The 18,316-nt window shown below is 72.2% G+C and carries 15 protein-coding genes and 1 pseudogene; 10 read left to right on the top strand and 6 right to left on the bottom strand.

Features of this window, described 5'->3' with window-relative positions; all coding sequences use genetic code 11:
- Positions 1-155: 155 nt before the first annotated feature.
- The 7 genes from AOK23_RS35760 to AOK23_RS35730 all read left to right on the top strand — a co-directional run bounded on the left by AOK23_RS35760 (position 156) and on the right by AOK23_RS35730 (position 6,865).
- A complete protein-coding gene (locus AOK23_RS35760) occupies positions 156-740 on the top strand; it encodes an Rv1733c family protein (protein ID WP_055716687.1) in 585 nt (194 codons plus the stop codon).
- A gap of 254 nt (positions 741-994) precedes the next feature.
- Positions 995-1,447: a DUF485 domain-containing protein gene (locus AOK23_RS51545; protein ID WP_276205786.1), complete on the top strand. Its 453-nt coding sequence runs from the start codon at positions 995-997 to the stop codon at positions 1,445-1,447.
- Positions 1,441-3,039: a solute symporter family protein gene (locus AOK23_RS35750; protein WP_055716685.1), complete on the top strand. Its 1,599-nt coding sequence runs from the start codon at positions 1,441-1,443 to the stop codon at positions 3,037-3,039. The genes AOK23_RS51545 and AOK23_RS35750 overlap by 7 nt, the downstream gene beginning before the upstream one ends.
- A 127-nt stretch (positions 3,040-3,166) precedes the next feature.
- Complete coding sequence (locus tag AOK23_RS35745; protein ID WP_055716684.1) at positions 3,167-4,135, top strand: acetylxylan esterase; 969 nt, start codon at positions 3,167-3,169, stop codon at positions 4,133-4,135.
- Positions 4,136-4,266: 131 nt separating this feature from the next.
- The gene (locus AOK23_RS35740) at positions 4,267-4,776 is read left to right on the top strand and encodes an ATP-binding protein (RefSeq protein ID WP_055716683.1); all 510 of its coding nucleotides are present in this window, start codon (positions 4,267-4,269) and stop codon (positions 4,774-4,776) included.
- 298 nt (positions 4,777-5,074) lie between these two features.
- A complete protein-coding gene (locus AOK23_RS35735) occupies positions 5,075-5,488 on the top strand; it encodes a PepSY domain-containing protein (RefSeq protein WP_079049894.1) in 414 nt (137 codons plus the stop codon).
- A 222-nt stretch (positions 5,489-5,710) separates the two neighbouring features.
- On the top strand, positions 5,711-6,865 hold the full coding sequence (locus AOK23_RS35730; protein WP_055716682.1) for a serine hydrolase domain-containing protein: 1,155 nt from the start codon (positions 5,711-5,713) through the stop codon (positions 6,863-6,865).
- Between the two features lie 16 nt (positions 6,866-6,881).
- Here AOK23_RS35730 and AOK23_RS35725 read toward each other — a convergent pair whose 3' ends face one another.
- On the bottom strand, positions 6,882-7,673 hold the full coding sequence (locus tag AOK23_RS35725; RefSeq protein WP_055716681.1) for a class I SAM-dependent methyltransferase: 792 nt from the start codon (positions 7,671-7,673) through the stop codon (positions 6,882-6,884).
- Positions 7,674-7,736: 63 nt separating this feature from the next.
- Between AOK23_RS35725 and AOK23_RS35720 the strand changes: the two genes are divergently transcribed.
- Complete coding sequence (locus AOK23_RS35720) at positions 7,737-9,329, top strand: alpha-amylase family glycosyl hydrolase (protein WP_055716680.1); 1,593 nt, start codon at positions 7,737-7,739, stop codon at positions 9,327-9,329.
- Between the two features lie 60 nt (positions 9,330-9,389).
- Here AOK23_RS35720 and AOK23_RS35715 read toward each other — a convergent pair whose 3' ends face one another.
- Entirely contained in the window at positions 9,390-11,228 is a 1,839-nt protein-coding gene (locus AOK23_RS35715) for a sulfatase-like hydrolase/transferase (protein ID WP_055716679.1), read from the bottom strand.
- 366 nt (positions 11,229-11,594) lie between these two features.
- Between AOK23_RS35715 and rho the strand changes: the two genes are divergently transcribed.
- Positions 11,595-12,737 carry a transcription termination factor Rho gene (rho, locus tag AOK23_RS35710; RefSeq protein ID WP_055716678.1) on the top strand — a complete coding sequence of 381 codons (1,143 nt, stop codon included), beginning with the start codon at positions 11,595-11,597 and terminating at the stop codon, positions 12,735-12,737.
- 90 nt (positions 12,738-12,827) lie between these two features.
- Positions 12,828-14,018, top strand: coding sequence for a D-alanyl-D-alanine carboxypeptidase family protein (locus AOK23_RS46050; RefSeq protein WP_079049892.1), 1,191 nt, complete (start codon positions 12,828-12,830; stop codon positions 14,016-14,018).
- Between the two features lie 275 nt (positions 14,019-14,293).
- Here the strand turns inward: AOK23_RS46050 and AOK23_RS50705 are convergent.
- The 4 genes and pseudogenes from AOK23_RS50705 to AOK23_RS35685 form a co-directional block, all read right to left on the bottom strand.
- Positions 14,294-14,896, bottom strand: a pseudogene (locus tag AOK23_RS50705) (glycosyltransferase family 87 protein); the annotation flags it as partial.
- A gap of 254 nt (positions 14,897-15,150) precedes the next feature.
- Complete coding sequence (mptB, locus tag AOK23_RS35695; RefSeq protein ID WP_055716688.1) at positions 15,151-16,539, bottom strand: polyprenol phosphomannose-dependent alpha 1,6 mannosyltransferase MptB; 1,389 nt, start codon at positions 16,537-16,539, stop codon at positions 15,151-15,153.
- A gap of 215 nt (positions 16,540-16,754) precedes the next feature.
- Positions 16,755-17,693, bottom strand: coding sequence for a glutaminase (locus tag AOK23_RS35690; protein WP_055716675.1), 939 nt, complete (start codon positions 17,691-17,693; stop codon positions 16,755-16,757).
- Between the two features lie 61 nt (positions 17,694-17,754).
- Positions 17,755-18,316, bottom strand: a 562-nt coding sequence (locus AOK23_RS35685; protein WP_240496710.1) for a lyase family protein, incomplete at its 5' end; no start/stop codon positions are given.

The following is an 18,316-nucleotide window of genomic DNA, read 5'->3' as shown; positions in this document are numbered from 1 at the left end:
CCCACCCCCTCCGCACCGGCCCTCGACCCGGTCCCGGCGCCATGATTTCTGGCGCAAACCATGCCATAGCGGCTTCTATCGGGTACACCGGAAGTGCGGACCAGTCCTAACCGGGGTTCTCGTACATGAGGGCCGTACCGGTGAGGGAGGGTGAGATGCGAGGCCGGTTGTTCGGGTGGCGGTGGCGGCGCAATCCGCTGCGCCGACGCTCGGACGTCGTCGAGGCATGGACGTTGTTGATCGTCCTGATCCTGCTGGTCGTCGGCGCCCCGGCGGCCGGTTTCCTGGTGGGCCGGTGGGCGCACGGGGACGCGCGGGCGCACGCCGCGGCGCAGCGGGCCGAGCGGGACCTGGTCACCGCGGTGGTCGTCGAGAACGCCCCGGCCGCGGCGCCCTCGGCGCACGCCGACAAGCCGCCCATGCACTGGGTGCGGGCCCGCTGGACGGAGCCCGACGGGGGTTCGCGGACGGGTGAGGCCCGGGTCCCGGCCGGCACGAAGCGCGGCGACCGCGCCGACGTGTGGCTGGACGCGGCGGGCCACAGCGTGCAGGCCCCGCCGACGAACACCGCCATCTGGCAGCACACCCTGTCCCTGGGGACGTGCGCCACGGCCGGCGTCGTCGGCATCGTGCTGGCCGGGCACTTCACCGTGCGCCGAGTCACCATCCGGCGCCGGCTGGCCGAATGGGAACAGGAGTGGGCACGCACGGGCCCCGACTGGGGACACCACCGGGCCTGAACGCGGACGTGAAGCCGAACGCGAACACGCTCGCTGAAAGTTGTGCTGTGAATGTCAGCCAGCTCAAAACGTTTACACAATCCGCCCGCGCAAGGCAGTTGATGCTTCAAGCGTCACGCTGACATACTCCGCTCTCCCCCCCCCCACGTTTTCCGCACGCGACTGACCACCGCAGCGGTCGAATTCCTCTGGGAATACATCCCATCACCGGTCGGTATCACGTGTGAGACATAAAGCAGCAAAGAGGGTGCATTGTGTCCAACTCCACGGCACGGTACGACAGTTCCGTCCCGTATCCACCTCCGTCCGAGCCGGGAGGCGACCCGTTTTCCCCTCCTCCCGGCCCGAGGAGCGCAGCCCGGGGACGTCAGTCGATACACGCACTTCCTGAATTCCGTTCACTGCGTGCCACCTCTCGCAGATTCGGGATGTGCGCGACGCTGCTCTCCGTCGGCGCATTTCTGTCGTACGTCGTCCTGTCGAGTTTCGTCCCCGGCGTGATGAACCAGCGATTGGCCGGCCAGCTGACGGTGGGCCTGGCACTCGCCCTGACCCAGTTCGCTGTCATCGGCGTGACCGCGTGGCTGTATCTACGGCACATGCGCAGGAACGTCGACCCGGTCGTGCGCCGGCTCCGCGCCCAGCTGGAGGACCACGAGGGCGAGCAGCTCCGCCTTCCGGCCGGACGGCGGTTCCGCGCGTGGTGACGGTGTCCGCGAGCGTCGCCGACGCGTTCGGGCTGCGGCTGACCTTCGTCCTGTTCCTGTCGGTCGTCGTGGTCACCCTGTTCACGGCTCTGCTGACCGCGCCGCAGCGCGACGAGATCAGCGAGTTCTACCTCGGCAACCGCGACATGTCGCCGCTGCGCAACGGCCTGGCCATGTGCGGCGACTACCTCTCGGCCGCGACCCTGCTCGGCAGCACCGGCCTGGTCGCCCTGACCGGGTACGACGGTCTGCTCTACCTCTGCGGCACGGTCGTCGCATGGATGGTGGTGCTGCTGCTCATCGCCGAGCCACTGCGCAACTCGGGCAGGTTCACCCTGGGCGACACCCTGGCCCGGCGGCTCCCGGCGCGGCAGCGGTCCGTACGGCTGGCGCTGGCCATCTGCACCCTCACCGTGTGCGCCCTGTACCTGGTGGCCCAACTGGTCGGCAGCATAGCCCTGTTGACACAGTTCGTCGGTGAGCCGGGGCCGACCACCAGGACGATGACGGTGATCATCATCGGTTCCATCGTGACGATCTACGCGGCGATCGGCGGTATGCCGGGCGCGACCTTCATCCAGGTCGTCAAAGCGGTGATGCTCGTCGCCGGGGTCACCGTCGTCGCCGTCATGGTGTTGAACCGCTTCGACTGGAACCTCGACGACCTGCTTGCGTCCGCGACCGCGGGCAGCGGCCTCGGCGACGCGTACCTCGAACCGGGGCTGCGCTACGGGGCCGGCCCGATCAGCAAGCTGGACTTCCTCAGCCTGCAACTGGCCATAGTGCTGGGCCTCGCCGCGCTCCCCCACGTGATGATGCGGCTGCTCGCGCCCCGCAGGACCCGGGTGCTGCGCGCCTCGGTGGTGTGGGCCGTGGGCCTGGTCGGGTTCGTGTGTCTGATGGCCGCCGTGCTGGGCCTCGGCGCCACCGCCGTCGTGGGCCGGGAGAACATCGCGGACATCGACCACAAGGGCGACGCGGCCGTGCTGCTGCTCGCAGGCGAACTCGGCGGGGAGGTCCTCACGGCGATCGTCTCCGCGCTGGCGTTCGTCACCCTGCTCGCCGTCGCGGCCGGTCTCACGCTCGCCGCGGCGTCGTCGCTCGCCCACGACCTCTACGGCGAGGTCATCCGCAAGGGGAGGGCGAAGGAGACCGAGGAACTGGGCGTCGCCAGGATCGCCGCCCTGTTCATGGGTGTCCTCGGCATGCTGTTCGCACTGCTCGCCTGGGGCACCAACACGGCCACCCTCGCGTTCCTCGCCTTCGCGATCGCCGCGTCCGCCATCCTGCCGACCATCGTCTACAGCCTGTTCTGGCGCGGGTTCACCGCCCGGGGCGCCCTGCTCAGCCTGTACGGCGGTCTCCTCGCCTCGGTGCTGCTGGTGCTGTTCTCGCCGGTCGTCTCCTCCACCCCGAACTCCCTCTACCCGGAAGCGGACTTCGCGTGGTTCCCGTTGCAGAACCCGGGCATCGTCTCGATCCCGGCGGGCTTCCTGCTCGGCTGGCTGGGCTCGCTGCTCGGTCCCCCGCAGGAGGCGACGGTGTACGAGGACTTCGAGGTCAGGGCGCTGATCGGCGCCGACCAGCGCTGACCGCACCGCCGCCGGGTCGCGACACCGTGGCCGTCGCGACTGCCGGGAGCCGAGGGGCTCTTGGCGGTCCGCGGCGGCCCACGTACGGTGTGATCATCCGCACCGAGAACTCAAAAGGTGGTCCTTCATGGCCCTGTTCGACCTGCCGTTGGACGAGCTCCGTGGTTATCGAAGCGCTTCAACGGAGCCCGAGGACTTCGACGCCTTCTGGGCGAAGACGCTCCAGGAGTCCCGCGAGCACGACCTCGACGCGCGTTTCGAGCCGGTCGACACCCACCTGACCACCGTCGACGTGTACGACGTGTCCTTCGCCGGTTTCGGCGGCCACCGCGTCAAGGGCTGGCTAATGCTGCCCGCCGGGGCGACCGCGCCGCTGCCCACGGTCGTGGAGTTCATCGGGTACGGCGGCGGCCGCGGTCTGCCCCACACCCATCTGCTGTGGGCCTCGGCCGGCTACGCGCACTTCGTCATGGACACCCGCGGTCAGGGCAGCGCCTGGGGCGGGGGCGGCGACACCCCGGACCCGGTCGGCGGCGCGCCCGCCTTCCCCGGCTTCATGACCCGCGGCATCGACGCCCCCGAGAACTACTACTACCGGCGGGTCTACACGGACGGTGTCCGCGCGGTGGAGGCCGCCCGCTCCCACCCGCTGACCGACGCCTCGCGCACCGCCGTCCTCGGGTCCAGCCAGGGCGGAGGGATCTCCATAGCGGTCGGCGGACTGGTCCCCGACCTGGTCGGGGTCGCTCCCGACGTGCCGTTCCTGTGCGACTTCCCGCGCTCCACGACGATCACCGACCGGGACCCGTACCGCGAGATCGGCAAGTACCTGAAGACGCACCGCGGTCGCGCGGCGGACGTCCAGCGGACCCTCGCCTACTTCGACGGTGTGCACTTCGCCGCGCGCGGCCGGGCACCGGCCCTGTTCTCGGCGGCCCTGGAGGACCTGACGTGCCCGCCGTCCACGGTGTTCGCCGCGTTCAACGCGTGGGCCGAGGACGACAAGCAGATCGAGGTCTACGAGTTCAACGACCACGAGGGCGGCGGCCCCTACCAGGAGGCGGCCAAGCTGCGCTGGCTGGCCTCGCGCTTCTGAGGGACCGCGGTCTCGCCGGAGCCCATGAGATGCGTGCGCCGAACGGGTACCCCTGAATGCGCGGTCCGGATCACGGGTACCCGCCTGGCGGAAGCCGCCGAGGAGCGGCGATCACAACGAAAGAGCCCCGTATGGTCATCCCGCTTAGGAAGCAGGCGGCAGATGAGCAGGGCACGGACGAGCACATCACGCTGCGCTCGGGCGCGACCTGGGCCACTGGCGCGGCCCACGCGGCCGATGCCCGGCGTCTGCTGCGCACCCTGCTCGCCCATGCCCCGCACACCGGCCGCACCCCCGTCCCGACGCCCCTGGCGCGAGACGCCGAACTCGTCGTCAGCGAACTGGTCACCAACGCCCTCCGGCACGCGCCCGGCCCCTGCGGGCTCGTCCTGCGGCTCAGCGGGGACGCGCTGGCCATCACCGTGTGGGACACGTCGCCCGCTCACCCCACGGTCAGGAACGGCGACCGGCACCGCGTCGGCGGCCATGGGCTCCGCCTCGTCCACACGGTCAGCGACCATGTGGCCGTGACACCGCACGGCCCGGGGAAGCAGATCACCGCGCAGCTGCGCCTGCCTCGGCGCAACGGTGCCGACGCCGACAGAACCGTCGGGTCGACGTCCCTTTCCGGAGCGGCATGAGCGCCGGCGGACCCGCGCCGACCGGTTCGGCGTAGCGCAGCTCCGCCTCGGTGCCATGGCCCCACCGCCAGTGTGCGGGTCCGCTCTCTCGACGGCCCGGCCGGTCGGAGGCGGCGGCTCCAGCGGCGTCCGCGCCATGAAAGGTTGGGCGTTTCTTAGCGGTTCCCTGGCCGCTCTCTGGTCTCTTGCTTGAGTGCCTGTTCCTAGGGTCGTTGACGTCCCTGACGGCCCGGACCTGCGACGTTTTCGTCGCCGTCCGGCCGCATCGCACGTCCCCGACCTCTTGGAGATCTGCACCATGAACGCTCCCCAGCGCGCCTTGGCCGCCGCTCTTTCCACCGCCGCCCTGCTCGTCGGGCTGGTCGCCTGTGGCGGCTCGGACTCCGGCGATTCCGCCTCGCCGTCGAGCAGCGCCGCGGCCGGTCAGGCCGACGACGACGCCCAGGCCGCGGAGGGTGGTGCGCAGGCCGAGGGAGAGGAGGGCGGTGACGTGGTCGAGACCCCGCTGACCGGCGAGGCGAAGGAGAAGGCCGAGGCAGCGGCGCTGGCCGCCTTCCCCAGCACGGTGATCAAGTCCGAGGAGGATGCCGAGAACCCCGGCACGTACGCGGTGGAGATCAGGAAGGCTGACGGCGGCGAGGTGGAGGTCTATCTCGACCCCAAGACCTACGAGGTCCTCAAGACCAAGGACGAGGCCGGCGACGACGACTGATCGTGCCCTGCGTCGGCCAAATCTTGAATTCGTCCCGAAGGCGGCCGAGCACCCCGCCGGCGGACCGCTCAACGGGCCGGGCACCTCGCCGGGAACCACTCCATGCGCCTGCCCCCGCGGGTCCGGGCTGCCTCACGGGTTCCTCCTGATCCGACCAGTCGGTATGTTCGGGGTGCCCGGGTGACCCCGGGCCCGGCCGATGTCGAAGGGGTGGGTGGGTTCATGTCCCAGGTGCGAGGTCACTGCGACGCACGGTTCGCTGCCGTGCGGACCGCGTTCGAGGAGAACTTCGGGGAGCGCGACGAGCTGGGGGCGGCGGTCACCGTGACGCTGCGCGGGGAGACCATGGTGGACCTGTGGGGCGGCTGGGCCGACGGGGCCCGCACCCGGCCCTGGGAGCGGGACACCGTGGTCAACGTGTGGTCGACGACCAAGGGCCCGACCGCCCTGTGCGCGCACATCCTCGCCGACCGGGGGCTGCTCGACCTGGACGCCCCGGTGGCCGCGTACTGGCCCGAGTTCGCGGCGGCGGGCAAGGACGGCGTCCTCGTACGGCACCTGCTGTCGCACCGGTCGGGCCTGGCCGGGCCGCGTGAACCGCTCTCGTTCGCCGAGCTGTGCGACTGGGACGTGACCGTGGCGCGGCTGGCGGCGCAGGAGCCCTGGTGGGAGCCCGGTACGCAGTCGGGGTACCACGCGATGACGTTCGGTTTCCTCGTCGGTGAGGTGGTCCGGCGGGTGTCGGGGCTGCTGCCGGGCGCGTTCCTGGAGCGGGAGGTCACCGGGCCCCTCGGGATCGACTTCACGATCGGGCTGCCGGAGAAGGAGGCCGGTCGGGCCGCCGAGCTGGTGCATCCGCCGGCCGCGACGACGAGTGAACAGGCGGCCGTCTTCGCGCAGTTGACACCCACCGCGCTGGCCGCCCTCGCCAACCCGCTGGTCGGCGCCGCCGAGGCCAACAGCGCCGCGTGGCGGGCCGCCGAGGTCCCCGCCGCCAACGGTCACGGCACCGCCCGCGCGGTCGCCGCGCTCTACGGGGTCCTGGCGCTGGGCGGCGGCTGGGGCGGGCACCGGGTGCTGTCGCCGGAGGCCGCCGAGCGGGTCCGCGAGGGGCAGGGCAGCTGCCGTGACCTGGTGCTCGGCGCCGGCTTCGGCCGGGACACGGAGGTGGCGCTCGGGGTCTGGCTGAGCGGCGCGCACGGCTCGTACGGCCCGAACCCCAGGGCCTACGGCCACGACGGCTACGGCGGTTCCTGCGGCCTCGCCGACCCGGAGGCAGGCGTCTCCCTCGGCTACGTCATGAACCGGATGGGTCCGCACATCGCCGACGACCCACGCAAGATGGCGCTCGTCGACGCCCTGTACAGCGCCCTCTGACCGGGCGCCGCGGCCGCTACCGCCCGGTCCTGTGGCTCGGGGTGTCCGGGCGGGTGGCCACGACCATCCGGCAGCGCGGGCTGCCGTCGGGGCGCGGCCCGAACTCGGGCAGGGCGAACAGTTCGACGTCGAACCCGGCCCGTTCCAGCTCGTGCCGTACGAGGCCGAGGCGGAACGGCCGGTAGTACATGACGAAGGGCGGCCGCCAGACGGCGTTGCGGACCCGCATCGCCGCGTCGAAGCCGAGGGCCGCCCAGTACCAGGGCGACCGGGGCGGGGCGGGCGCCGGGAGCGGGAACGCGAAGCGGCCGCCCGGCCGCAGCACGGAGTGGACCTGCGCGAACAGGCCCGGCAGCTGTTCCGGCAGGAAGTGCCCGAACGCCCCGAAGCTCACGGCCACGTCGAAGACGGGCCCGAAGGGCAACGCGAGGGCGTCGCCGCGCACCCAGGAGAGGCGGGGAGCCCCGGCGGCGGCACCGTCCCGATCGCGGTCGCGGTCGCCGGACCCTGCGGTGAGCCGGTCCCTGCCCACCGCCAGCATCCCGGCGCTGATGTCGACGCCGGTGGCGCTCTCCCGGCACAGCTCGCGGAGCACCTCCATGCCCGCGCCCGTGCCACAGCACAGATCGAGGCCGTGGTCGAAGGGGCCCATCGCGGTCAGGGCCCGTTCCACCGCGTCGAGGATGCTGTCCGGCGTACGGAACGGGGTGTGGTCGAACTTCGGCGCGAGCAGGTCGTAGCCGTGTTCGACGGAGGAGAGTGCCTGAACGGCGAGTTCGCGGAGGCTGGGGCCTTGCGGGGTGAACATCGGCTCAGCTTAGGCCTTGGCTCGGGGCAGCGGACGGCGGGCGCCCTCGCCTAGGGTCGACGTATGACTTCGTTCCGTCCTGCCCCGACCTGGCTGGCCGACGCCGTCTTCTACCAGATCTACCCGCAGTCCTTCGCCGACTCCGACGGAGACGGCATCGGGGACTTCGCCGGCATCACCGAGAAACTCGATCATCTGTCCTGGCTGGGCGTCGACACCGTCTGGCTGAACCCGTGCTTCGTCTCGCCGTTCCGCGACGCGGGATACGACGTCGCCGACTATCTGAACGTCGCCCCCCGCTACGGCTCGAACGACGACCTGGCGGCGCTCGTCGACGCGGCCCGCCGCAGGGGCATCCGCATCCTGCTGGACCTGGTCGCGGGCCACACGTCCGTCGATCACCCCTGGTTCCGGGCGTCCGCGGACGACCCGGACGACCACCGCTACATCTGGACGGCCGAGGGCCGGCCCGACGGCTTCGTCGACTCCCCCGGCACCCGGCCTGGCGCGTACCTGCCGAACTTCTTCGACTCCCAGCCCGCCCTCAACTTCGGCTACGCCCGCGAGGACCCGGCCGAGCCGTGGCGGCTGCCGGTCGACGCCGACGGCCCGCGCGCCAACCGTGCCGCCCTGCGCACGATCATGGACCACTGGCTGGGCCTCGGCGTCTCGGGCTTCCGCGTCGACATGGCCGCGTCCCTGGTGAAGGACGACCCCGGCAGGACCGAGACGGCCCGTGTCTGGACGGAACTGCGGCACTGGCTGGACACCACCCACCCGGACGCCGTGCTCCTGGCCGAGTGGGGCGAGCCGGAGGTGTCGATCCCGGCGGGCTTCCACGCCGACTTCTTCCTCCACTTCGGCGGCCCCACCGACGGCCTGGCCCTCCGCTCGCTGTGGAGCAACGGCGAGGGCACCGTCAACGACACATGGGACCCCCTCGACTGCTTCTTCGACGCGGGCGGCAAGGGCTCACCCCGCCCCTTCGTCGAGGCGTGGCAGCAGGCGTCCACGGCCGTCGACGGCACGGGCACCATCTCCCTGCCCACCGCCAACCACGACTTCTCCCGCCTCAACTGCGGCCCCCGCACGGCCGAACAGCTCCCCGCCGCCTTCGCCTTCCAGCTGACCTGGCCGACGCTTCCGGCGATCTACTACGGCGACGAGATCGGCATGCGTTACGTGCCCGGCCTGCCGGACAAGGAGGGCAGCGTCCTCGGCCCGCGCTACAACCGGGCCGGGTCCCGCACCCCCATGCAGTGGGACGACAGCCCGAACGCGGGGTTCTCCACCGCGCCGGCCGACCACCTCTACCTGCCGGTCGACCCGTTCCCCGACCGCCCGACCGTCGCCGCCCAACGCGCCGACGACACGTCCCTGCTCCGCCTCGTCCGCCGTCTGATCGCTCTCCGCCGCCACACCCCCGACCTGGGTCCCGGCGGCTCGATGGAGGTGCTGCACCTCGGGTACCCGTTCGTGTACCTGCGCGGGGGACGGTACCTCGTCGTGATCAACCCACAGCGCAACGAGGCGAGTTGCCCGCACAAGCCGGACGCCGGCACGCCCCGTCCCCTGGAGTCGCGGGGCGTGGAGCTCACCGACGGCGGGATCACCGCGCAGGGCTTCGGCTACGGAATCTTCGACCTCGCCGGCTGACCCCCGAGGCCGGCCACCTGGAGCCCACTCCCGGTGGTCGGCCCCCGCACCTGCACCCCGTCAGCCCGCCGGGGAGGCAGGTGTCTTCGTCGTGTTCGGCTCGGTGCCGTACGCGGTGAGGAAGCGGTCGCGGAAGGTGTCCATGCGCCAGACAGGGGCGTCGGCGCCGGGCCTCAGGCCGTCGGACCAGCCCCAGTCGTCGATGCGGTCGAGGACCTTCGGGTCGTGGGCGACGACGGTGACCGGTACGTCGTGGTCGGCGCCGTTGCCGCTGACGCTGGCCATGGGCTGGTGGTCGCCGAGGAAGACGAGCACGGTGTTCTCGTCGCCGAACTTCTCGACGTACTCGAGGAGGCTCCGCAGGGAGTACTGGACGGACCTGCCGTACTCCTCCTTCACCTTGACGGGGTCGGTGAAGACGTCCGCCGGGTCCTTGCCGGCCTTCTCGATGGACCGGTAGACGGAGCCGTCACCGACCTCGTCCCAGCCGACCATCCTCGGCAGGGGCGCCCAGGGCTGGTGGCTGGAGGTCAGGATGATCTCCGACATCAGCGGCTTGCCGCCCCGCTTGGCGGCCTCCAGGCGCTCGAACGCGGTCAGGGCGTACTGGTCGGGCATGGTGGACCAGCTGAACTTCGGGCCGCGGTAGCCGAGGTCGCGGGAGTCGTACACCTTGTCGAAGCCGTAGAAGTCGCCCTCGGGCCAGTTGTACTGGACGCCGGGCACCACCCCGACCGTCCGCCATGCGCCCGACTTGTGGAAGGCGCCGGGCAGGGTGAGGCGCTCGCCCGCGGTGACCGTGCGGTAGCGGTTCTGGTTGTCGATCCACAGCCCCGTCAGGAAGGTGGAGTGGCCGAGCCAGCTGCTGCCGCCGTAGGTCGCAGAGGTGAGCCAGCCGCTCCTCGCCGCGAACCCGGCCTTGCGCAGCGCCTCGTTCCGCTCGTCGAGCGTCGCCGTCACCCCGGGCGCGATCGCCGGGTCCTCCAGGGCGGCGCGGCCGTAGCTCTCGATGAAGGTGATCATGACGTCCTTGCCCCGCAGCCCGGTCAGCAGGCGATCGGCGGGCACATCGGCGAAGGCGTCCTTCTTGGCCTCCTCGGCGAACGCCGCCTCGTCCGCGAGGGTCTCCTGCGCGCGGGCCCAACGGTCCTGCACGAACCCGATCGTGTTCCGGGAGGCGACCGGCGTGTCCTGAAGGGGTGTCAGGCCGAGAGCCGCGCAGGTGATCCACACGGTGCCCGCGACGACCGTGCCGCGCATGGCCCGTTCCCGGTGCCCGACCAGGAGCTTCGCGAGCCGGACCACCGCCAGCGCCATGACGGCGAACAACGCGACGACCACGGTCACGAGGCCGATGACGGCGGCGAGCGCGCCGGAGCGGCCGAGGGTGTCCTCCATGTACGACTCGGCGTCGTCGAGGAGCCCCCAGTCGAGGACGATGTTGAAGCCGCGGCCGAGGAACTGGTTGAAGCCGATGTCCAGGGACTTCACGACGATCAGCGCGGCCAGGCCCGCCCCGATGAGGACCGCGAGCGCCTGGCGCGGCCGGCGCGGCAGCGCCATCAGCAGGGCGGCGCCGAGGATGGGCTCCACCGGGATCCGCAGGAACTGCGCGGCCGTGAAGTACTGGACGCTGCCCGGCATCAGCAGGGCGAACAGCACCAGGGCCGCCGCCAGCGCCGTGACCGCCCACGACACGCTCCGCGCGGCGACCGGACACCTCCGCCGGAACTCCCGCGGGGCCCGGCGGAGCCGCCGCCACCGGCCGACACCTCCGGCGGACGCGTCGGTCGACACGGACGGTGCTTCGGCCGACGCGGGGTCGGTGTCGTCCTCCGTGTTGGTGTGCCTGGCCGTGTCGGTGTCCGGCAGTCGACCGGAGCGCGTGAAGAGCGACACCCGACGTTCCTTCCGTGCGAAGACCGCTGGTGGGACGGCGGTCCTGACTCGGGTGGGCGGGGCCGCCCCCTCCTGTACGGGGGGCCGCTCAGGTGAGTTCAAAGGCCGTCGGTAAGGAAATCCCTAACGTTTGGTGACGGGGAGTGGTACGCTGCGTTTGGCACGTGTGTATCGCCCGGTCCCGGGCGCCGGTGCCACTCTCTCAGTTCCTGAGATCTCCTCAGCTGAACCGACCGCCCGTCGACATCCGACCGGCGTCAGCTTCTCCGCACCACCTCGCGCAGGGCTCAGCCGTATCCGCGGGTGTGTGCCTTCCCCTCCCCCTTCCTCATGCGTTTCTCCCAGGAAGTCCGTGAAAGGACCCCCATGACCACCACCACACTCGAACACACTTCCACTCATCGGCAGTCCCCCACCCACGTCACCGGCGTCCTGGAGACCGTGCAGGGCGGGCAGGGGTTCCTGCGCGCCGAGAACGGACCGCCCACCGCCTCCGACACCCAGGTGCCCGCCGCGCTGATCCGCCGGTACGGGCTGCGCAAGGGCGACACCGTCGAAGGCGTCGGCGCGGGCCGGCGCGCCCTCACCGAGGTCGAGCGGATCAACGGGCGCACCCCCGACGAGCTGCGCGGCCGACCGCACTTCCACGACCTGACACCGCTGCATCCCCGTGAACGGCTGCGGCTGGAGCACCGGGCGAGCGGTCTGACGGGCCGTCTCGTCGACCTCGTCGCCCCCGTCGGCAAGGGACAGCGCGGACTCGTCGTGGCACCGCCGAAGACCGGCAAGACGGTACTGCTCCAGCAGCTGGCCGCCGCGATCGCCGCCAACCACCCCGAGGCCCACCTGATGGTGGTACTGCTCGACGAGCGGCCCGAGGAGGTGACCGACATGCGGCGCTCCGTGCGGGGCGAGGTGTACGCCTCCACCTTCGACCGGTCCCCCAAGCAGCACATCGCGCTCGCCGAACTGGTCGTGGAGCGCGCCAAGCGGCTCGTCGAACAGGGCGAGGACGTCGTGATCCTGCTGGACTCCCTCACCCGGCTGTGCCGGGCGCACAACAACGCGGCCGCCGCCGGTGGCCGCACCCTCAGCGGCGGTGTCGACGCCGCCGCGCTGCACGGCCCCAAGCGCCTCTTCGGCGCCGCCCGGCTCACCGAGGAGGCCGGCTCCCTCACCATCCTCGCCACCGCCTTGGTGGAGACCGGCTCCCGCGCCGACGACTTCTTCTTCGAGGAGCTCAAGGGCACCGGCAACATGGAACTGCGGCTCGACCGCGCACTCGCCGACCGGCGGGTCTTCCCCGCCGTGGACATCACCCCGTCCGGCACCCGCCGGGAGGAACTCCTCCTGACACCGGCCGAGTTGACCGCCGTACGCGGACTGCGGCGGGCCTTGCGCCCGCGCGAGGGACAGGCGAGCCTGGAAACCCTGCTGGAGCGGCTGCGCGCCACCCCGGACAACGCGGCCTTCCTACGGCAGGTGCAGCCCACCCTCCCTGCCGCGTGACCCCACGGCGTGTGCGGCATCCGGGTGCTCGGTCCGCTCTCCCGGCCCTGGCACCCCGATCCACGGCGCGACCGTTCCTACGTTGGCAGTATGACCATCGGATCTTCACCTCGCGCTGCTCGCTTCTCCCGTGTCGCCGTCTGCTGCTCCGTCGTCTGTGTGATGGGCGCCCTCGCGATCGCGTCGCATCCCGAGGGCGTCGGCGGCTCGGTCGAGGTGGGCGCCCAGGACGCCAAGTCCTCGCAGGAACCGGCCTCCCTGTACCGGTCGGGAACCCATGTGAGACCGCGGGCCGGGGCGCCCCGGATTCCCCGTGACGTCTCCGCCGTGGCCTGGGTGGTGGCCGACGCCCGCAGCGGAGAGGTCCTCGCCGCGCACAACGCGCACCGCAAACTACCCCCCGCGAGCACCCTCAAGACCCTGTTCGCGCTGACCGTGCTGCCGAGGCTCCCCGGAGGACTCAAGCACACCGTCAAGAGCAAGGAACTCGCGGGCATCGGCGAGGGAAGCAGCCTCGTCGGCGTCAAGGAGAACCGCACCTACCGCGTGGCCGACCTGTGGCGCGGTGTCTTCCTCAGCTCGGGCAACGACGCCGTGCACGTCCTCGCCTCCCTCAACGGCGGCTGGCGGGCCACCGCCGAGCAGATGCAGGACAAGGCCCGCGCCCTGGGCGCCCACGACACCCACGTCGTCTCGCCCGACGGCTACGACGCCCGCGGCCAGGTCTCGTCGGCGTTCGACCTGGCGGTGTTCGGGCGGGCCGGACTGCGCAACGCGGAGTTCGCCGCGTACTGCGCCACGGCCACGGCGAAGTTCCCGGCGAACGGCCGCTGGGGATACGGCATCCAGAACACCAACCGGCTGCTGACCGGCGCCGGCGTGGACCGCTATCCGGGCCTCATCGGCATCAAGAACGGCTACACCACCAACGCGGGCAACACCCTGGTCGCCGCCGCCGAACGGGGTGGGCGCACCCTCGTCGTCACGGTGATGCGGCCGCAATCGGGCATCGGATTCGCCGTGTACGAGGAGGCACGATCCCTGCTCGACTGGGGCTTCCGGGCCGCGGGGCGCGTCGACCCGGTGGGCTCCCTCCTGCCGCCGCGTCCGGCGGCCGCGCCTCAGCCCCGCCGCGCATCGCCGCCGCCCGCCCGGGAGAAGGACCAGGCCGCGGGGCTCGGCTGGTCGGAGGCGGGGGTGGTCGCGGGCGCGGCCGGGGTCGGCGCTGCCGCCGTGTCGCTGTTCCTGCGGCTCAGGGGGCGCCGACGGCCGGGCGACTGACCGACGGGCAGCCGCAACAGCAGACCGAGCGTGATCCACACGTAGGTGTTGGACCCGACGAAGCCGGCCACGCCGGACGCGTCGTCGAACCACAGCCAGACGACGCTGCTGCACAGCAGCCCGTACAGGGCCGCCGTCAGGGGCAGCAGCCGGCGGTGCCTCAGCAGCACCGCGAACGACGGCAGCAGCCAGACCAGATGGTGGACCCATGTGATCGGGCTGACCAGGCACGCGGTCAGCCCGGTGACGGCGAACGCCGCCGTCCACTCCCCGGCCCGCACCGCCGCACGGGCCCGCACGGCCCAGACGCCGAGCACCGCGAGCACGAGCAGCGCCCAGAGCGCGCGACTCGGTTCGTGGGGCGCGACCAGCCGGGCCAGGACGCCTTGCAGGGACTGGTTGGAGACGTAGTCGAGGCGGCCGACCCGGCTGGTGTCCCACAGCGCCTCGGTCCAGTAGAAGCGGGAGGCGGCCGGGGCGACCCAGGCCGCCGCCGCGGTGGCGGCCGCGGCGACGGCCGTCGCGAGCCCGGCGGCACGCCACCGCCGGGCGAGCAGGAGCAGCCCGATGAAGATCGCGGGTGTCAGTTTCACCGCCGCGGCCAGTCCGATCCCCGCACCCGCCCACCGCCCCCGGCCGGTGGACAGCAGCCAGGCGTCGGCCAGCACCAGCGCCAGCAGCAGAAGGTTGACCTGGCCGAAGCTGACCGTGTCCCGGAACGGTTCGAACAGGGCGAGGGCGCACAGGACGAGGGAGGTGCCGAACCAGCCGTGGCGGCGCAGACGCGGCCCGGCGAGCACGAACAGCACCACCCCGAGCGCCACCAGATCGAGCCCCAGGCACAGCACGATCGCGGTGCGCAGCCCGACCCACGCCATGGGGAGCATCGCGACGGCGGCGAACGGCGGGTACGTGAAGCCGTACGTCGTGCCCGGCACCCGGTAGTCGTAGACGCGGCCACCGTGGTGGACCCAGGTGTCGACGGTGCCGTGGTAGACGCGCAGGTCGAACCAGTCCCGCAGCAGCGGCACCGTCGCGGTGAACACGGTGACCGCCAGGGCCAGGCCGAGGACCAGCGCGACCCGGGCGCGGTCGGTGCGGGGCAGCAGCCGGTGCCGGCCGTCGGGGGCGCTCACGCGGTCCGCTCCAGGGCCGGTGCCAGGGACGCCTGGTGGGCCTGCCAGAGCACGACCACCGCGAGGACTCCCCCGCACACCGCCAGGGCGAGCTGCTCGGTGTCCGCCGGGTTCCCGCTCGGCAGGACGGCCAGCGCGAGCACCCCGGTGGCGGCCACGAGCCTGTGCTGCGCCGTGCTGTTCCGGGCCGCCGCGGCGATGAGGAACAGCCCCCAGAGCGCGTACCAGGGGCGTATCGCCGGGCCGAGCACGGCCACCGCGGCGAGGCTGAGGCCGAGCGCGTGGACCGGGCCTGGTCGCAGACGGAGCCAGATGAAGAGGACGACGGCGAGCGTCACCACGAGGCCGGCGGCGCGCCAGGCCGGGAGCGCGAACGGCGCCAGGTCGCTGCCGAGTCCGTGCAGCAGGTTCGTGGTGGCGCGGCCGAGGAGGGTGGTGGGCGACCAGTTGTGCGGGGAGACCGGGGTGCGCAGGGCGGCGATCCAGCCGTATCCCGTGCCGGTGAGGGCGGTGACTCCCGCGGTGGTGGCCGCGGCGACGGCGACCGTCGTGACGGTCGTCCGCACCCAGCCGGTCCGGCCGCGCATCACGACCACCGCGAGCAGGCCGAGCGCGGCGGGTGCCTTGACCAGCGCGGCGAGGGTGACGAGGACGACGCCGAGGGCGTAGCCGCGGCCCCGCGCGGCCACCAGGCCGACGCCGAGCAGGCCGAGCATCATGGCGTCGTTGTGCGCGCCGGCCACGAGGTGGAGCAGGACGAGGGGGTTGAGGGCGCCGAGCCAGAGGGCGACGGCCGGATCGCCGCCGTGGTGCCTGGCCAGCCGGGGCAGCGCCACCGCCATCAGGGCCACGCCGAGCAGCGCCACCATCCGCATGCCGATCAGGCCCTCCGGTATGCGCCCCTCCGTCAGGGCGGACAGCGCGGAGGCCAAGGCGAGGAAGACCGGACCGTACGGGGTGGCCGTGTGCCGCCACACCGGGGCGACCTCGTCGGCGAGGGGTCCGCCGAGCCGTGCGGGGCCGTGGGCGTAGACGTCCATGTGGGCGTCGACCATGGCGCCCTGCGCGAGGTAGCTGTACACGTCCCGGCTGAACAGGGGCGGGGCCAGCAGCAGGGGGGCCGCCCAGACCAGCAGGACGACCAGCAGGGCCCGGGGTGTGGGTGGTTCGGGGCCCCGGACGACCTTCCCCAGCAGGGCCCAGGCGGCGATCAGCAGGACGACGCCGAAGTACACGCAGACCAGGCCGAGCGCGCCGCGTCCGGAGGCCGGTGACAGCAGGTCGCGCGTGGGCAGGGCGCCGGCGGTCTCGCCGCCCAGGGCGAGGAAGGCGGTGCCGGCCAGGCCCAGGGCCTGGCAGCGGCGGAGATCGACGGGGAAAGCGATGGCCAACACTCGGTCAGCGTGTCAACGCCGGATGGCGTCGAGGCGACGCCCTGTCTGCGGGACGGGGACCGCGATGCGACCGGCGGGTGATCTCACGCGGACGTGACCGGGTGGTGCGCAGGGCAGCGGACCGGGCGGCTCAGGAGACGCCCGGTGCCGGGCGGTTCGACAGACGGCATGACCGGGTGGTGCGGAAGACGGCGTGGGCCGGTCGTTCAGAAGACGGACAGGCCCGTCAGTGTCGTGAAGCGGTCCAGGGCCGCGACGCCCGCGACCGAGTTGCCCCGTTCGTCCAGGCCGGGGCTCCACACGCACAGGGTGCAGCGGCCCGGTACGACCGCGATGATGCCGCCGCCCACACCGCTCTTGCCGGGCAGCCCGACACGGTAGGCGAAGTCGCCCGCGGCGTCGTACGTGCCGCAGGTGAGCATGATCGCGTTGATCTGCTTGGCCTGGCTGCGGGTGAGCAGACGGGTGCCGTCGGCGCGGACGCCGTGCCGGGCGAGGAAGGTCGTGGCGAGGGCGAGGTCGGCGCAGGACGCGGTGAGGGAGCACTGGCGGAAGTACTGGTCGAGGAGGACCGGTACGGGGTTGTCGATGTTGCCGTACGACGCCATGAAGTGGCCGAGGGCGGCGTTGCGGTCGCCGTGCGCGGACTCGGAGGCGGCGATCTCCGGATCGAAGTCCAGCTCCGGGTTGCCGCTCTCCGCGCGGAGGAAGGCGAGCAGCTCGCCGGCCGCGTCGCCGGTGCGGCTGAGAAGGCGGTCGGTCACGACGAGGGCGCCCGCGTTGATGAACGGGTTGCGGGGGATGCCGTTCTCGTACTCCAGCTGCACCAGGGAGTTGAAGGGGTTGCCGGACGGCTCGCGGCCGACGTGCTCCCAGAGGGCGTCGCCCTCACGGGCCAGGTCGAGGGCGAGGGTGAAGACCTTGGTGATGGACTGCGTGGAGAACGGCTCCCGCCAGTCCCCCACGCCGTACACCGTGCCGTCGAGTTCCGCGACGGCCATGCCGAAGCGGCGCGGATCGCGGGCCGCGAGCGCCGGGATGTAGTCGGCGGGGCGGCCGCGGCCCGGGGTCCGCTCGATCTCCTCGGCGATGCGCTCCAGGACCGGCTGGAAGGTGAGGGACGACGTCGTTGTCATGATCACCATTGTGCCTCCTTTGTACCGGTCCCGGAGCATAGACCCAGGTCAGGGCCGGTCCCGCACGGGGTCAGGAGCGAAGGGCTCCGCTGCCCGCGAGGACCTCGGGCCGCAGCAGCTTCTGGAGCCGCTCGGCGGGCAACAGGCCCTTCTCCAGCACGAGTTCGGCGACGCCCCGGCCGGTGGCGAGGGCCTCCTTGGCGATGTCGGTGGCCGCCGTGTAGCCGATGTGCGGGTTGAGGGCGGTGACCAGGCCGATGGAGTTCTCCACCGCCGCGCGCAGTTCGGCCTCGTTGGCGGTGATGCCGTCGACGCAGCGCTCGGCGAGGGTGAGGCACGCCGCGCGCAGATGCGTGATGGACTCCGACAGCGAGTGCAGGATGATCGGTTCGAAGGCGTTGAGCTGGAGCTGGCCTGCCTCGGCGGCCATGGTGATGGTGACGTCGTTGCCGATCACCTCGAAGGCGACCTGGTTGACGACCTCGGGGATGACGGGGTTGACCTTGCCCGGCATGATCGACGAACCGGCCTGCACCGGCGGCAGGTTGATCTCGTTGAGCCCCGCGCGCGGCCCGGACGACAGCAGCCGCAGATCGTTGCAGCTCTTGGACAGCTTCACCGCGATCCGCTTG

The sequence above is a fragment of the Streptomyces torulosus genome, assembly GCF_001419765.1.
Taxonomy (GTDB): Bacteria; Actinomycetota; Actinomycetes; order Streptomycetales; family Streptomycetaceae; genus Streptomyces; species Streptomyces torulosus.
The sequence above is the reverse complement of the archived record's forward strand: the minus strand, read 5'-3'. Positions and strand labels throughout refer to the sequence as shown.

Bases quoted from the DNA above. Each gene is read 5' to 3' on its own strand.
- AOK23_RS35760 (WP_055716687.1), top strand. From the start codon at position 156: ATGCGAGGCCGGTTGTTCGGGTGGCGGTGGCGGCGCAATCCGCTGCGC.
- AOK23_RS35745 (WP_055716684.1), top strand. From the start codon at position 3,167: ATGGCCCTGTTCGACCTGCCGTTGGACGAGCTCCGTGGTTATCGAAGC.
- AOK23_RS35740 (WP_055716683.1), top strand. From the start codon at position 4,267: ATGGTCATCCCGCTTAGGAAGCAGGCGGCAGATGAGCAGGGCACGGAC.
- AOK23_RS35735 (WP_079049894.1), top strand. From the start codon at position 5,075: ATGAACGCTCCCCAGCGCGCCTTGGCCGCCGCTCTTTCCACCGCCGCC.
- AOK23_RS35730 (WP_055716682.1), top strand. From the start codon at position 5,711: ATGTCCCAGGTGCGAGGTCACTGCGACGCACGGTTCGCTGCCGTGCGG.
- AOK23_RS35725 (WP_055716681.1), bottom strand. From the start codon at position 7,673: ATGTTCACCCCGCAAGGCCCCAGCCTCCGCGAACTCGCCGTTCAGGCA.
- AOK23_RS35720 (WP_055716680.1), top strand. From the start codon at position 7,737: ATGACTTCGTTCCGTCCTGCCCCGACCTGGCTGGCCGACGCCGTCTTC.
- rho (WP_055716678.1), top strand. From the start codon at position 11,595: ATGACCACCACCACACTCGAACACACTTCCACTCATCGGCAGTCCCCC.
- AOK23_RS46050 (WP_079049892.1), top strand. From the start codon at position 12,828: ATGACCATCGGATCTTCACCTCGCGCTGCTCGCTTCTCCCGTGTCGCC.
- AOK23_RS35690 (WP_055716675.1), bottom strand. From the start codon at position 17,693: ATGGTGATCATGACAACGACGTCGTCCCTCACCTTCCAGCCGGTCCTG.